Source organism: Streptococcus mitis (genome assembly GCF_002096735.1).
Classification (GTDB): Bacteria; Bacillota; Bacilli; order Lactobacillales; family Streptococcaceae; genus Streptococcus; species Streptococcus mitis_CZ.
On sequence record NZ_NCVC01000012.1, the window covers coordinates 112,777 to 128,082 of the forward strand.

General features: G+C 40.4%; 18 protein-coding genes. 2 read left to right on the forward strand and 16 right to left on the reverse strand.

The window, feature by feature from the left end; translation table 11 throughout:
- Positions 1 to 24: 24 nt before the first annotated feature.
- Both B7703_RS02555 and yidC read left to right on the forward strand, forming a co-directional pair.
- Positions 25 to 303, forward strand: a complete 279-nt coding sequence (locus B7703_RS02555; RefSeq protein WP_070526586.1) for an acylphosphatase — start codon at positions 25 to 27, stop codon at positions 301 to 303.
- A 78-nt stretch (positions 304 to 381) separates the two neighbouring features.
- Positions 382 to 1,308: a membrane protein insertase YidC gene (yidC, locus tag B7703_RS02560; RefSeq protein WP_084923514.1), complete on the forward strand. Its 927-nt coding sequence runs from the start codon at positions 382 to 384 to the stop codon at positions 1,306 to 1,308.
- Positions 1,309 to 1,484: 176 nt separating this feature from the next.
- On the opposite strand, the gene B7703_RS02565 is transcribed toward yidC, so the two are convergent.
- The 16 genes from B7703_RS02565 to B7703_RS02645 form a co-directional block, all read right to left on the reverse strand.
- Entirely contained in the window at positions 1,485 to 2,573 is a 1,089-nt protein-coding gene (locus B7703_RS02565; RefSeq protein WP_049515998.1) for a sensor histidine kinase, read from the reverse strand.
- Positions 2,543 to 3,229: a response regulator transcription factor gene (locus B7703_RS02570; RefSeq protein WP_000323581.1), complete on the reverse strand. Its 687-nt coding sequence runs from the start codon at positions 3,227 to 3,229 to the stop codon at positions 2,543 to 2,545. The genes B7703_RS02565 and B7703_RS02570 overlap by 31 nt, the downstream gene beginning before the upstream one ends.
- Positions 3,230 to 3,290: 61 nt before the next feature.
- Complete coding sequence (locus tag B7703_RS02575) at positions 3,291 to 4,010, reverse strand: hypothetical protein (RefSeq protein WP_049516002.1); 720 nt, start codon at positions 4,008 to 4,010, stop codon at positions 3,291 to 3,293.
- A 1-nt stretch (position 4,011) separates the two neighbouring features.
- Positions 4,012 to 4,797, reverse strand: a complete 786-nt coding sequence (locus B7703_RS02580) for an ABC transporter permease (RefSeq protein ID WP_049516004.1) — start codon at positions 4,795 to 4,797, stop codon at positions 4,012 to 4,014.
- 1 nt (position 4,798) lies between these two features.
- Positions 4,799 to 5,509, reverse strand: coding sequence for an ABC transporter ATP-binding protein (locus B7703_RS02585; RefSeq protein WP_020901990.1), 711 nt, complete (start codon positions 5,507 to 5,509; stop codon positions 4,799 to 4,801).
- Positions 5,510 to 5,829: 320 nt separating this feature from the next.
- The gene (gene pflA / locus B7703_RS02595; protein WP_001288286.1) at positions 5,830 to 6,624 is read right to left on the reverse strand and encodes a pyruvate formate-lyase-activating protein; all 795 of its coding nucleotides are present in this window, start codon (positions 6,622 to 6,624) and stop codon (positions 5,830 to 5,832) included.
- A 125-nt stretch (positions 6,625 to 6,749) separates the two neighbouring features.
- On the reverse strand, positions 6,750 to 8,000 hold the full coding sequence (locus B7703_RS02600) for a diaminopimelate decarboxylase (RefSeq protein ID WP_084923496.1): 1,251 nt from the start codon (positions 7,998 to 8,000) through the stop codon (positions 6,750 to 6,752).
- Between the two features lie 66 nt (positions 8,001 to 8,066).
- Entirely contained in the window at positions 8,067 to 8,894 is an 828-nt protein-coding gene (purR, locus tag B7703_RS02605; protein ID WP_023943469.1) for a pur operon repressor, read from the reverse strand.
- Between the two features lie 105 nt (positions 8,895 to 8,999).
- Complete coding sequence (locus B7703_RS02610; RefSeq protein WP_084887461.1) at positions 9,000 to 9,941, reverse strand: 3'-5' exoribonuclease YhaM family protein; 942 nt, start codon at positions 9,939 to 9,941, stop codon at positions 9,000 to 9,002.
- The gene (locus B7703_RS02615; RefSeq protein WP_192851951.1) at positions 9,931 to 11,187 is read right to left on the reverse strand and encodes a DNA recombination protein RmuC; all 1,257 of its coding nucleotides are present in this window, start codon (positions 11,185 to 11,187) and stop codon (positions 9,931 to 9,933) included. Before B7703_RS02615 ends, B7703_RS02610 begins: the two co-directional genes overlap by 11 nt.
- Position 11,188: 1 nt before the next feature.
- A complete protein-coding gene (locus tag B7703_RS02620; protein WP_084923498.1) occupies positions 11,189 to 11,851 on the reverse strand; it encodes a thiamine diphosphokinase in 663 nt (220 codons plus the stop codon).
- Entirely contained in the window at positions 11,814 to 12,470 is a 657-nt protein-coding gene (gene rpe / locus B7703_RS02625; protein ID WP_084887455.1) for a ribulose-phosphate 3-epimerase, read from the reverse strand. Before rpe ends, B7703_RS02620 begins: the two co-directional genes overlap by 38 nt.
- A 10-nt stretch (positions 12,471 to 12,480) precedes the next feature.
- Positions 12,481 to 13,359 carry a ribosome small subunit-dependent GTPase A gene (gene rsgA, locus B7703_RS02630; protein WP_084887453.1) on the reverse strand — a complete coding sequence of 293 codons (879 nt, stop codon included), beginning with the start codon at positions 13,357 to 13,359 and terminating at the stop codon, positions 12,481 to 12,483.
- A 1-nt stretch (position 13,360) separates the two neighbouring features.
- Entirely contained in the window at positions 13,361 to 14,233 is an 873-nt protein-coding gene (gene rsmA / locus B7703_RS02635) for a 16S rRNA (adenine(1518)-N(6)/adenine(1519)-N(6))-dimethyltransferase RsmA (protein ID WP_084923499.1), read from the reverse strand.
- Positions 14,234 to 14,363: 130 nt separating this feature from the next.
- Positions 14,364 to 14,672, reverse strand: coding sequence for a hypothetical protein (locus B7703_RS02640; protein ID WP_000333261.1), 309 nt, complete (start codon positions 14,670 to 14,672; stop codon positions 14,364 to 14,366).
- Positions 14,665 to 15,306, reverse strand: coding sequence for an ABC transporter ATP-binding protein (locus B7703_RS02645; protein WP_000565528.1), 642 nt, complete (start codon positions 15,304 to 15,306; stop codon positions 14,665 to 14,667). The genes B7703_RS02640 and B7703_RS02645 overlap by 8 nt, the downstream gene beginning before the upstream one ends.

Here is a 15,306-nt window from a genome sequence, read left to right on the forward strand (position 1 = left end):
ATAACACAATCAAAGAGGTTTGGTATGCAAAAGGTTAGAATGATTGCCCAAGGTAGGGTACAGGGAGTCGGCTTTCGTTGGGGTGTTTACAGCCTGGCGCTTGAAATCGGTGGCATCACAGGCCGTGTCTGGAATAATGACGATGGCACAGTGGAGATCTTAGCCCAAGCAGACTCATCTGCTATCATGACGAAATTTATCCAAGAAATACGAAAAGGACCTACACCTTTTTCAAAAGTCAGCTACTTAGATGTCCAACTGAGCAACTTTCCTCCCTACCCTGACTTTAAAATCGCAAATTAGGTCTCTAGAACTATTGTATATTTTGTAAAAAAACAGTAGAATAGAAAGGTATTATTTTTAAAAGAAGGAATGAACAAATTGAAAGCTATTAAACGTTTTGCCCTCTCAGCTATGGGAGTGGCTATGTTGCTTGTCTTAACTGGCTGTGTCAATGTCGATAAAGCCACAGGACAGCCAACAGGATTGGTTTGGAATACTATCGGAGCACCTATGGCTGAAGCCATTAAGTACTTCGCCAATGACAAGGGACTTGGTTTTGGTGTTGCTATCATCATCGTAACCATTATTGTGCGCTTGATTATCTTGCCACTTGGTATCTACCAATCATGGAAAGCAACGCTTCACTCTGAAAAGATGAACGCCCTCAAGCACGTCCTTGAGCCACACCAAACTCGTCTCAAAGAAGCAACTACTCAAGAAGAAAAACTCGAAGCCCAACAAGCTCTCTTTGCCGCTCAAAAAGAGCACGGCATCAGCATGTTTGGTGGTGTAGGATGTTTCCCTATCCTCCTTCAAATGCCTTTCTTCTCTGCTATCTACTTTGCTGCCCAACACACTGAAGGGGTTGCTCAAGCAAGCTACCTAGGAATTCCTCTAGGTTCTCCAAGTATGATTTTGGTTGCCTGCGCTGGTGTCCTTTACTATCTTCAATCGCTCCTTTCACTTCACGGAGTAGAAGATGAAATGCAAAGAGAACAAATCAAGAAAATGATTTACATGAGCCCACTCATGATTGTCGTCTTCTCCCTCTTCTCACCAGCTAGTGTTACACTTTACTGGGTTGTCGGTGGTTTCATGATGATTCTCCAACAGTTCATCGTCAACTATATCGTTCGTCCAAAACTTCGCAAAAAAGTCCGTGAAGAACTAGCCAAGAACCCACCAAAAGCACGTGCTTTCTCTACACCAAGTGGACGAAAAGACGTTACTCCTGAACAACCAACTGCTATCACAAGCAAGAAAAAACACAAAAATCGCAACGCTGGAAAACAACGTTCGAGATAAAGCTACGTAAATTATCCAATAATTAAAAAACGAATGAATGATAAATAGTTTTCATCAACTAGATATCATCATTCGTTTTTATTATCTACCGTTACATCTTATACTAGTCGAAAAAGTTAAATAGTTTAAAAGCTCACATATAAAAACTATTCAATCATAAATTAACAAGTAAATCACTATGATTTAATACAATTCACAGTTATTAAAACTTCTGCTCCCTCGTCTCTATTTCTAAGCTCAACTCGGCCTTTATGCAGTTTTGCAACTCTACATACAAAACTTAGTCCAATACCATAATGTTGCTCTTTATACGATCTAGCTTTATCCATACGATAAAAGAGCTTTCCAAAATTAGTTAAAACTTCCTCTGGAAATTCCGAACCATTATTCCATATACCTATTTTCAATTCTTTCCCCTCTTGCTCTACCCTAATTTTAATTTTAGGATTCTGTTTATCAGCGTATTCCAAAGCATTTGTTAAAATATTTTGTATGGCACGAATCAGAAGAGATTGATTTATATAATAGTTTTCAGTTCCTTTCACATTTTGTTCAAAAGAAAACTTCATCTGATTTTTTATCAAAAAAGAGACTTCTTTCTCTAATTCATTGATAAAATCTGAAGAGGAATACTCCGTCCAACCTGTCTCATCATCATAATAGGTTTTAGAATAGTGAATCAATTGATTGAAATAATCTAGTAACTGTTGACTAGCTCTTTCTATATCTGCTAAGCATTCTTGAGATTGGTCGTTTTCAGTTATCGTCTGCAAAAATTCCACATTTCCCCTAATAATGGTTAAGGGAGTTTTTAAATCATGAGAAGCTGCTGAAACCTGAAACATCAAATCTTCCTTCTGCTGTTTCTCATTAACTATTAATTGTCGAATTCTATCTTGCATCACAATAATCCGATTTCCTGTCTCGCGAAATTCTTTAACCGTTAAACTTTCTGTACATTCCTTCTTCAACCACATACTATTTTCATAAATCAAAGTCATTTCATAACTCAGTTTTTTCAACAATTTTCCAATGTGATAACTTATTAGAACAATCAATAAAACACAAATATATATCCATGATGACACATTAAAAAAGATTGATAGAACACCACTATTGTTTAAAGTTTTCCCATCTTCATTTATTTGTATAGATACTGAAGCTAAGGGAATAAGATAGGCCATTAGTAAGCCAAGACTAAACTGCCAAATAATTCTCCAACAGGTTTCTCGAATTAATTGTCTAAAACTTTTGATTCTACCCATTGATATCCTCCACCGTATAAGGTTTTAATTGGATTTAATTGATAAGGTTTCAACTTTTGACGAATTTGATAAATGTACTCTGAAACCGAACGTAAGAGCGCTTCTGAACTTTGTGGATATAGATAATTATAAATTTCCTCAATAGAATATATTTTACTTGGGTTGCTTGCCAAAAGATTCACTATGTCAAATTCCCTCCTTGTCAGAGCAATCTTATCATCGTTTACAAATAGTTCCTTACTATCCGTATATAGTATAAGCTTCCCAATCTTTATTTGATGAACATTTCCTTTAATCCGTTCTTCACGACGTAAGTGCATTTTAACACGTGCTAACAATTCTTGCATACTAAAGGGCTTCATAATATAATCATCAGCACCTGCATTAATTCCAGCTACTAAATCTTCATCCATATCCTTAGCAGTTATAAAACAGATAGGAACAGTTATCTGTTCGCGAATCATCTGACAGATCTCTAAACCACTAACAGGCATCATAATATCTAATAGAATCAAGTCAAAGCCTGTAAAATCACAAAGATCAATCTCTTCTATCTTATTTCGTATGACTACTTCATATTTTTCATATTCTAGTACTTTTTTTATTAGGCGAAGAATAGCGAGATCATCATCTACCACCAAAATTTTATAAGCCATAACTCACCCTCCTAACTATATTATAGCACTAACCAAGAAAAAGACAGGACATCCCCTGTCTTTAGCGTACATTTCTTCCTATAAGTATCAATGTAGCAAATAGAAAAACAATTAATAACCAAACTATTTGTATCCCTAAGCCTTGCCACACTGGATAATAAAGCGACAAGGGATGGGTATAAAAACAATTCATACTAGCTAGTAATGGTAAATTTCTAAAAAAAGAACTGAATTGTAGTAACATTTGTCCCAACCCCAATAAAAGGGATAAACTGATTCCCAAAATTAAGATAAAAGACTGGGAAATAAATACAAAAATACCACTTAAAAGAGAGAAGGTTAGAATAGAAATACATGCTGGAAATAGGATTGTCAGAACATGTTTAATATTACTCAAAAGATTGATATTGTAGTATCCTTGGGCGATTAGTATACATAATGATATTACAGCGACCAATAATACAATTTCCACACATAATACAATAGCTAGTTTACAGATTATAAATTTCAAACGATTTGGACATGTAAGAAAACTGGTACGAAGGCTAGAACCTGTAAATTCCTGACCTATAAATAGAACCGCTAGACTAACGAAACCTGCCTGTCCTAAATAGAGACTTTGCAGTAGCTGTTCCAAAACAAACTGTAGAGTCAACTGGTCTGGCTTACTATTTAAAAAAACAACCATCGCCGGAATACACAGTAATAGAGCACCTATAATCAACCAGTGCCAAGGATTCATAATAAACTTGAGATACTCACTTTTAAGTTGTTCTTTCAACTTATTCACCTCCTCCAATATCTGACTTGAGTAAGCGGTAAATTGCTAAAGCCAAGAATGAGAAGTTCCAACAAAGTAAAAATAAAATATGTTGTAAACTATTATGTTCTAAAATTTGAGGAGATGTAGCAATCAATCCTTGCCCCAATGCAACTGGAAGAAATTTTGCAGCCGATATATAGTTTGCTAAGAATGTTCCTAAATTGTAGACTTGAGGAAGCAAAAATAATAGAGGAACAATGGCTGTTTTAAATGTCAAAGCCATAATATAGGCCAGCAGTCCCAACAAAGTCCAAGCTATACTGGCTAAAAATATATAGAACCAAACTGTTCCATTTAGTAAAAAAAGCAATAAGCCATCTTGTCCTAAAACATAATGTGTCATGTTAATTGTCAAGAATATTGATAGAAAGGAAATGATAAAAGAAAATATAAGCCAAACTAATGTTTTTGAAACTAGGAAAGTACTTCGATTTGTAACAGAGAGGAGGCTTGTACGAATAGCCAAGCCTTTGTATTCCTCGGCTCCGTAAATTGAGCCTAGGATAATCATAATAAAAACACCAAATAAAGTGACATCAAAACCTAAAAATTCAATAGGAGGTAAGGCCTCTGCTAAATCTGGATTTGTCTCTGGTGTAGCATGGATACCAACTGAAACAATTTGAGAAGCACCAATATTTGCTAAAAACGTTTGAAATACCAGTATCAAGAATAGTACAACATGAGTAGCTCTATTATAAAGTAATTTCAATATTTCAGAATGAAGAGAGTAAATAAGTGCCATGTCACTTCCCTCCCTCTGTTAAACTAAAGAAGACTTCCTCTAGTGAAGAAAGATTTTTCATCACTTCTTGTAAAGTCCCTTTTATAAGAACTTTTCCTTTATTTATGATAACTACATCATCTGTTACTGCTTCCACTTCCGATAATATATGAGATGACAGTAAGACGGTCTTCCCTTCTTGAGCTTGTTTTTTTATAAACTCTCTAAACCACCGAATTCCTCTTGGATCCAACCCATTAGTCGGTTCATCCAATATCAGATATTGAGGATTTCCTAATAGAGCTGTTGCAATTCCCAAGCGTTGTCCTTCTCCTAATGATAATTTCCCAATTTTAGATTTTTTCTTATGACTAATATCCACCATATCCAAGACTTGTTCAATTCGCTGACTGGATATCCCATTACTAGCAGCAACAATTTTCAAATGTTGATAAACAGTCCGATCATCAGGAGCTCCTACACTGTCAAATGAAGCTCCTACAGTCTTTAGAGGAAATTTTAATTCCTTATAAGTTTGATCTCCAATTTTGGTAAGACCAGATGTTGCTTTGTCTAATCCTAATAAAATACGTAAGGTTGAACTTTTACCAGCTCCATTTGGACCCAGGAAAGCAGTCACTTTACCTGCTTTTGCTTCAAAAGAAATATCTTTTAAAATTTGAGTTTGGCCATACGACTTACATAAATTTTTAATGGTAATACTTTGTTCCATAGATGTTCTCCTATTCTATTTAATATTTCTAAAAGTAACTATATCTTATACACTCATTTTCGGATTTTTTTCAGAATTTAGAGAGTAAAAAAGATTTAATACTCAATGAAAATCAAAGAGCAAACTAGGAAGCTAGCCGCAGGCTGCTCAAAACACGGTTTTGAGGTTGTAGATAAGACTGACGAAGTCAGTCACATATATACGACAAAGCGACGCTGACGTGGTTTGAAGAGATTTTCGAAGAGTATAAAATTTTGTTTCATTTAATTATCTATATTTGTGTAAATTTAAAAGCCCGATGTTTCCATCAGGCTTCTTTTTTATCCATGTACACGTTTCATATAGTCTTGGTAACTTTCGGTATCCATGAGCTTTTTAGCGTTCTTGACGCGATCTGCTGTTGGTGGTTTAACCCCTTCGAGGGAATATGGAATTCCCAGTTCACGCCATTTGAATTCACCCATGGTGTGATAAGGTAGAATTTCAAACTTATCCACATTTTTGAGGGTCTTGACGAATTTCCCAAGTTCAATCAGGTCATCGTCTCTGTCTGTCAATCCTGGAACTAGCACGTGGCGAATCCAGACAGGTTTTCCAATATCTGATAGATATTGGGCACAGGCCAAGATATTTTTATTGGTTTGGCTAGTGACAATCTTGTGCTGTTCTTCGTTGATTTCCTTGATATCCAAGAGGACCAAGTCAGTGACAGCCATGAGTTTGTCAAACTTCTCAAGGTAACGTGGTTTATTACGGAAAGGAAGGGCACAGGTATCCAAGGTACAGTGGATTCCGTGTTCTTTGGCCTTGGTAAAAAGGGCAATCAAGAAATCAATCTGCAAGAGGGCTTCTCCTCCACTGACTGTAATCCCACCCTTATTCCCCCAGAAACCGCGGTAACGCAAGGCTTCAGTCAAGACATCATCTACCGTCCGTTCACGTGACTTATTGGACTCCATAGCCCAAGTGTCAGGGTTGTGGCAATACTGGCAACGCATGTGACAGCCCTGCAAAAAGACAATAAAGCGAATACCAGGCCCATCTACTGACCCAAAGCTTTCTGTCGAATGCACCATTCCTGTCACTTGTCCATAATCAATTGTTTCTTCAGACATATCGTTACCTTCCTTGAAAACGTTTTATAGTTTTATTATATCATGACTTGAAGGAAAAACAAGATTTTTGCCTATTTTTTAGAAAGCAATCTGTTTTTCAATTTCATTTTCAATTAATTATCATTTTATTCTTCAAAATCAAAACCATACAAGGTTGCAAAATAGTCCTCAGGGCGCTCTGCACGGCGGATTTGACGGCCTTTGCCTTCTTCGGTATGGAGGATTTCCGCAGAACGAAGTTTGGCGTTGTACTGGTAGCCCATTGAAAATCCGTGAGCACCTGTATCATGAATTACCAGCAAATCACCGATTTCTGTATGAGGCAGTTCGCGATTCACTGCAAATTTATCATTGTTTTCACAGAGTGAACCAACCACATCTACCACTTCAGCTGGTCCATCTGGATGGGTCACGTTAGTAATATGGTGGTAGGCTCCATACATAGCTGGACGCATGAGGTTGACTGCTGATGCATCCACACCCAGATAAGTACGGTAAGTTTTCTTCTTATGAGTGACTCTTGTGACCAAAGCACCATGAGGTGCCAACATAAAACGACCCAGTTCGGTGAAAATCTTAACCTGACCAAGACCTGCTGGCGTAAGAACCTCTTCATAAACATTACGAACTCCCTCACCAATCAAGGCGATATCGTTCGGCTCCTGGTCTGGACGATAATTGACACCAATACCGCCAGAAAGATTGATAAAGTCTAGCGAAATGCCCAACTTTTCCTTGATTTCAACAGCCAATTCAAAGAGCTGACGTGCCAACTCTGGATAATAGAGATGGGTGACAGTATTGGATGCTAGGAAGGAGTGAATCCCAAAAGTCTTAGCTCCTTTTTGCTTCAAGATAGCAAAAGCTTCAAAGAGCTGGTCCTTGGTCATACCAAACTTGGCTTCTCCAGGATTGTCCATAATGTCTGTCCCTAGTTCAAAAACGCCTCCAGGATTGTAACGACAAGAGATGATTTCTGGAATGCCTGCTGCACGCTCTAGATGTTCAATATCTTCAAAGGCATCCAAGTTAATGGTCGCACCCAATTCACGTGCATAGGCGTATTCCTTATCTGGCGTGTTGTTTGAAGAGAACATGATCTCAGAACCTGGAAAATCCAGTTTATGACTCATCAAAAGTTCTACATAACTAGAGCAGTCCACACCGCACCCTTCCTCTTGGAGAATTTTCAAAATAGCTGGTGTTGGAGTAGCCTTAACTGCAAAATATTCCTTAAAGCCCTTGTTCCATGAAAATGCTTGGTTGACGGCCCTTGCCTTTTCACGAATTCCCTTCTCATCATACAAGTGAAAGGGAGTTGGGAACTCGGCAACAATCTTTTCTAAGTCTTCTTTATTGATAAATGGTGTTTTCATAAGTTTCCTTCTATTCTATTTGCAAAGAAAGGCTGGGACAATCGTTCCAACCTTTAGTTCTATCTCTTATTTATCTTCGTCAAAGATATTACCAACCTCAACATCGATGGCTTGGTTCTTGACATCAATATTGGTTACCTTCAAGAGTGACTTGTAGTCAAACTGCTTTTCGCGTTCTTCTTGAGCATTATCCGCAAAGACTGCTACACCTGCCAATTCTGAATCAAACTCACGCAAGAGACTAATCATCCCGTTGACAGTTCCGCCGCCTTTCAAGAAGTCATCCACAATCAAGACACGGCTGCCTGCCTTGAGACTACGTTTTGAAAGGAACATTTTCTCAATGCGGTCACCACTTGAACCGGATACATAGTTGACGCTGACAGTTGAACCTTCGGTAATTTTCAGGTCACGGCGCACAATAACAAAAGGAACATTGAGGACATTGGCAACTGCATTTGCAAGTGGAACACCCTTAGTCGCTACTGTCATAACCGCATCAATTTTTTGGTCCATAAAGCTCTTGGCAATAATGCGACCAATATTTTTCAAGATAGCTGGTGTGCTAAGCAAATCAGACAGGTAGATATAGCCACCTGGCAAGATACGGTCACTTTCTGACAACTTGGCACGCAAGTCTTCAACCATTTCCTTAGCATCCTGACTCGAAATAGACGGTGTAAAGATAACACCTCCGCCAGCCCCAGTTACAGTCTGGATGTGACCAATTTCGATTTCCTCAAAGGCGCGTTTGATAATCACGATATCTTCTGAGATGGATGATTTAGCAGATTCATACTTTTCAGCAAAAGTATTGAGACTAGTTAGTTTATAAGGATTATTAATCAAATAGTTGGAAATGACAACCATCCGATCACTTCTTCTTAATTTCATTTCTATTTCCCATTTCATTTAATTTTGATATTTTATCCATTATACCATATTCACATAAAAAAACGAACATTCTTGCCCTAAAAAATGCTCGTTTTTCTTAAATTATTAATCTAAATCTGGTTTGTAGAAGGAACGATTGTCCATAGCGAAGATTTTATTGGTCATCTCTCCCTTATCCACCAAAGCCAGAGCTGTTGACATCATCATCATGCTAGCATCCAGATTGTCAATCATATGGATAATCTCTGCCTCCATAATACGTGGACGAACCGGGCTTCCGTACTCTAATAAACCGTGGTGACTGAGGATAACGTGGCGGAGCAGAACGACTTCTTCTTTGGTGTCATCGATGCCGAGTTCCATCACTGTCTTGGTAATTTCACTATCAATCAGAGCGATATGTCCAAGGAGATTGCCTCGCACTGTATACTCAGTTTGGTCTGGTCCCGTCAACTCGATAACTTTAGCCAAGTCATGTAGCATAATTCCTGCATAGAGCAGGCTCTTATTAAGTTGAGAATAGATTTCGCTAATGGCATCTGCCAAACGTACCATGGTCGCCGTATGATAGGCCAAGCCTGTTTCAAAGGCATGGTGATTAGTCTTGGCAGCGGGATAGGAGTAAAATTCCTTATCATACTTAGTGTAGAGCTTTCGGACAATCCGTTGCCAAACAGGATTTTCAATTTTGAAAATCATTTGCGACATATAGTCACGGATTTCCTTGACATCAACTGGCGACTTGACCTTGAAATCAGCTGGATCATTGGGTTCACCAGGCTGAGGCAGGCGGAGAGTAATTTGATTGACTTGAGGGGTATTGTTATAAACTTCTCGGCGTCCTTTCATGTGGACAACCTTACCTGCGGTAAAGGCCTCAACGTTATGAGGTTGGGCATCCCAGAGTTTCCCTTCAATCTCGCCACTATCATCTTGGAAGGTAAAAGCTAGGTAGTTTTTCCCAGCGCGAGTTTGTCTCAGGTCAGCTGACTTGATTAGGTAAAAGCCTTCAAACAGCTCATCTTTTTTCATGTGACTAATCTTCATATTCTTCCTCATTTTCTTGGAAATGGAGTAGATCAAGCGCAGGCTCACCTTCTGACAACTCAATGTGACGGAGCGTCCGCTCGATAGCTGTGGTACGACGGTTTAATAATTCATCAATATTGCCAGAGGCATGTTGGAGGTGTTTTTGTGCCTTGACCAGAATGCCACCAAACTTGCCAAACTCGGTCTTGACACTAGCAAGAGTCTTGCTAATATGGTCAGCACTCTTTTGGATATTGAGGGTCTTGAAGCCAACTGATAGGGAATTGAGAAGGGCTGATAAGGTACTTGGACCTGCGACAATAATCTGCTCCTCTCGTCTCAAATCATCAAAGAAGATCGGATTGCGAACAATCTCTGAGTAAAGTCCTTCTGTCGGAACAAACAAGACTCCAAAATTGGTCGTCCGAGGTGGGGCTATGTACTTACTCTTGATATCCTTAGCAAAGCGCTTGACGCTTGCTAGGAGTGACTTACGGCAGCGTTCAATCTCGTCCCTATCACCTGCTTCATAGGCTTCTTCCAAGCGGTAATAATCTGCCAGTGGAAATTTAGAGTCGATTGGTAGGTAGACATATTCCTGGTCGCCCTGTCCAGGTAATTTGATGGCATACTCCACTCGTTCGCTAGAGTTTTCAACTGTTGCGTATTCTCGTTCATACTGGGCTGGTGTCATGATGTCTTCGATGATTTGCCCCAGTTGCAATTCTCCCAGAATTCCTCGCGTCTTGGTTCCAGAGAGAACCTTATTGAGAGCACCAACATCGCGGGCAACTGTCTGCATTTCTCCCAGACCACGATTGACCGACTCCAGTTGCTTGGAAACTGTCTCAAAGGAAGCCTGCAAGCGTGTCTGTAAGGTCTTTTCCAACTTTTCCTCGACCGTCTGGCGCATTTGTTCCAAACGTTGCTCATTTGATTCCTGCAGGGCTTGGAGGCGTTGGTCAGTCTTATCCCTAGTTTGGAGGAGATTGTCTGTCATTTCTTGACGGACTTGGGTCAGACCTTGGTGCAACTCCATTCGCACTTCTTGCAAACGATCGCTGACAGCCACTTCCAAATCTTTTTGATCCAGCTGGCTGGCTTGTCTGGCTTGTTCAAAACGATAATCCAACTGGTCTGACAGATGATCTGCCTGATCCTCCAAGCTCTTGGTCAGATGTTTTTCCTGCTTATCCTGCCTCTGCCAAATCAGAAAGAGACCAGCTAGGTTGGCAATTAATAATAGAACAAGTAAACTTTCCATCTTACCTCCTGTCCTTGCTATGCAAGACAACCACATAGCCATCTGGGCAAGTCACCGAAACTTCCCTATCTATATATTCGTTAGAAGCGTACACTTTTTTAAAGAAAAAATTTTCCTCTGTCAACTCATACTTGGCACCAAGAATGGTCAACTGGCTATCCCGAACTGGCATAAAGGCTAGGTAGTCATAATCTGAACGCGGTTCAAGCTGACTGGTTCCTTCTGGACAATAGGCAATCAAATTTTGCCCATCCTCAATCGCTATCTGACGCATATAGGGGGCCAACTTTGGATTGCTAGGCAGAAAGACGTTAGCCAACATATGGTCAATACGGCCACCCAAAGCACCGAAAATAGTGACTTGAGCCTGAGGATTTTGTTTAAAAATGGTCAAGAGAGCCAATTCCAAATCTGTATCATCTTTTTCTGGTCTCGCTTGGACAAAATGCTGAGCTCGTTTTTTAATCACCTGTCGCTCTTCTGCAGTGACAGAATCAAAATCTCCAACTGCTAGAGCGAGAGGCAGATTTTCTTCCAAGACCCAGAGCGAGCCTCGATCCACACCGACAAAGTAATCAAAATCCGTCCGGTAGTGACCGCGTTCTCCGCCTGCAAAAACGGCAACTCTAGTCCAGTTGTTTTCTGAGAGTTTGTACTCGCTCATTGACATCTCCCTTAAAGACATAGGAACCTGCTACAAAAACAGTCGCACCAGCTTCTTTGGCTTGAGCAATAGTTTGGTCATCAATCCCACCATCGACTTCGATTTCAAAGTTCAAGCCTTTTTCCTCACGAAGGGCAACCAACTCACGAACCTTATCCATAGTTTCAGGTAGAAAGGCTTGTCCCCCAAATCCAGGGTTCACTGTCATGACTAAGACTTGGTCAACTAGGTGAAGCACGTGTTTAATGGCTTCAACAGGCGTACCAGGATTGATAACAACTGAAGGTTTAACACCAAGTGAACGAATCTTTTGGAGGGCTCCGTGGATATGAGACGTTGCTTCAACATGGATGCTGATGATATCCGCACCTGCACGCGCAAAATCCTCTAAATGATGCTCTGGATTAGCTACCATCAAGTGGCAGTCAAAGACCATCTTACTATGAGGACGAAGAGCTGCAACCACACCTGCACCAAAACTAATTTGTGGTACAAAGTGACCATCCATGATATCGATATGGGCATACTCTGCCCCAGTTGCTTCTAGGCGTTTGATTTCACGTTCAAAGTTGGCATAATCTGCTGCCAGAATTGACGGAGCAATCTTGTATTGAGACATAGGCTTCTCCTTATTTTGGAATTTTTTTGCTGACTTTTTTATAGGTTTCTCTGCGATTTTCAATTTCGCTAAGGAATTGCAGGTAGTTGTCAAAACGGAAGGTGGCAATGGCACCTTCTTCAACAGCCGGCTTAACTGCGCAAGATGGTTCATGAGTATGGGTACAAGTGCGGAATTTACAGTCTCGACTAACACTAGCAATCTCTGGGAAAGCCTGATTGAGGTCTTCAGCCGTTGATACTTCATAATCCAGCGATGAGAATCCTGGCGTGTCTGCAATTTTACCCCCATTGAGGTTGTAAAAACTAACAGCTCGAGTAGTATGGCGCCCGCGACCCAGACTGTCTGAGATTTCTCCTGTTTCAAGATTAAGATCCGGTGCGATTTTATTGAGAAGAGTTGATTTTCCAACACCAGTCTGGCCCATAAAGACTGTAACCTTGTCTGTCAACAAGGGCAAAAGTTCTTCCTTACTGGTCACAAGGTCATAGCCGATGTCACCATAAGCCTGTTCATAAAAATCCAGTTCTCCTCTATCTTCCAGCAAGTCCATTTTAGAAATATAGACGATGGGATGGATGCCCTTATGTTCCAAAAGAACCAAGAACCGATCCAGCAAATTGCTGTTGAAGTCCGGTTCCTTGACTGACATGATTACCACAGCTTGGTCAATATTGACAATAGGCGGACGAACCAGACTGTTTTTCCGTTCGTGAATTTTGAGGATATAACCTTCTGAATTTTCCTCAGCAGAGAAATCTACCCAGTCCCCAACATAAGGGGTATGGCCTTTTTTACGGAAATTCCCACGCGCGCGTGTTTGATAAACCTGACCCTCACTCTCCACATAATAGAACCCCGCCAAGGCTTTAATGATTTGTCCCTGCATCTTAGAGTCCTTGCCCTTTAAGCGCATCTGCTAGGCTGGCAAATTCTGCTAAGCTGAGGGCTTCCCCACGCACAGATGGAGATAAGCCTGCCTGATCCAATGCCTTGGTCAGCTTATCCTTTACCTCTTCAGTCTTGCCAAAGTAACCTGTCAAGTTGTTCCACAAGGTCTTACGGCGATGGGTAAAACTAGCCTTGGAAACCTTGAAGAAGAAGTTCTCGTCTTCTACTGCTACGGCTGGCTCTGGACGACGCACCATTTTCAAAATGGCTGAGTCCACATTTGGCGCTGGCACAAAGACTGTACGCGGCACGATGAAGGCAACCCTAGCTGTCATGTAATACTGCACCGCAATCGACAAGCTACCGTAAGCCTTGGTATTAGGTTGGGCTGAGATACGATCTGCCACTTCTTTTTGCATCATGACCACAAACTCACTAAAAGGAATCCCACTCTCGATCAAGTGCATGAGAATAGGCGTCGTGATGTAATAAGGCAAGTTGGCTACTACCTTGATTGGCAAATCAGGATTTTTGAAATTCTGGATATGTTGCGCTAAATCCACTTTGAGAATGTCCTCGTTAACCACGGTCACATTGTCAAAATCACGCAGAGTATCTGCCAAAATCGGTACCAAACGGTGGTCGATCTCAAAGGCCATAACTTCTGCTGCACGCTCACCCAAAAACTCTGTCAAGGCACCAATACCTGGCCCAATCTCAATGACATTGACCTGGTCATCAATTTCAGCCGTATCCACAATTTTTTGGAGGATATTGGTATCCGTCAGGAAATTTTGCCCGAAGGACTTCTTAAAGGTAAAACCGTGACGCTCCAGCACTGCCTTGGTCACGCTATAATCTGCAATTCTCATCTATTCTCTTTTCTATTATCTGTTACTACTATTGTAACACATTCCCCTTGTATTTTGGGGGTGAAAATCATACCAAAAAACTATCTTCTCTCATGAAGAAAGATAGTCTTGAAAATCTTTAAAGGTGGACTTAGCGGTTCTCTCGAAACATCCGTTCGAAAAAATCAGCTTCTTTATAACTTCGATTTTCAGGTAGGGTCAAATCTACATCCTCCTCCACGTCGTCCACTGTCAGTTCAACCGTTTGAGGTAAATTTTTCAAACGATAATGCTTTTGCCTTTGCCCTTCAATACTAGCAAAATCAAGCAAATAGCCATTCACTCGGATTTGAACCAAAAGGAGATGATTGGTCATATTTTCCATGATGAGAATATCTTCTAAACCACCTCTGGCACTAGGATAATCAGATACCCTGCGAATACGGATTTTTTCACACATGAGCAAGCTCCCTCATATCAATGATTTCATCGGCCTTATTCCAGACTAGGGGATTATGGGTCGCAATGATGATAATTCGATTTTCATCTTTCAAGCCCACCAAGAGATTCATAACCTCCTCTGAATTTTCAGGATCAAGAGCTGCTGTTGGTTCATCTGCCAAAATCAAGGGTGGATTTTTCAAAATAGTCTTCGCAAGGGCAACTCGTTGAGCCTCTCCCCCAGATAAGGTATAAATTTTTTGTTCTAGATCCAAATACCCTAGATTAACTTTTTCTAAAGCCTCCACTTGCCTTTCCAAACGTTCTACTTTTGAGATTTTCTGACCAACAAAGCCCAAATCCAAATTCTCTTTGATTGATTGGTTTTCTAAGAGGCCAAAATTTTGAAAGAGATAGCCCATCTGGTCTCGAAAATACTCACGAGTGGGAATGGTTTTTAAATCTTTCCCCTGATAGAGAACCCTTCCTCCATCTATCTTTTCTAGTTTACCTAAGATATTCAGCAGAGTCGTCTTTCCGCTTCCACTCTTACCGATTAAGGCATAAACCTTGCCCTTCTCCAGCTTGAGGTTTAAACCAGAGAAAATCGCGCGGTCATTAAACTTCTTTTCCAATCCTTGAATATCAATCAT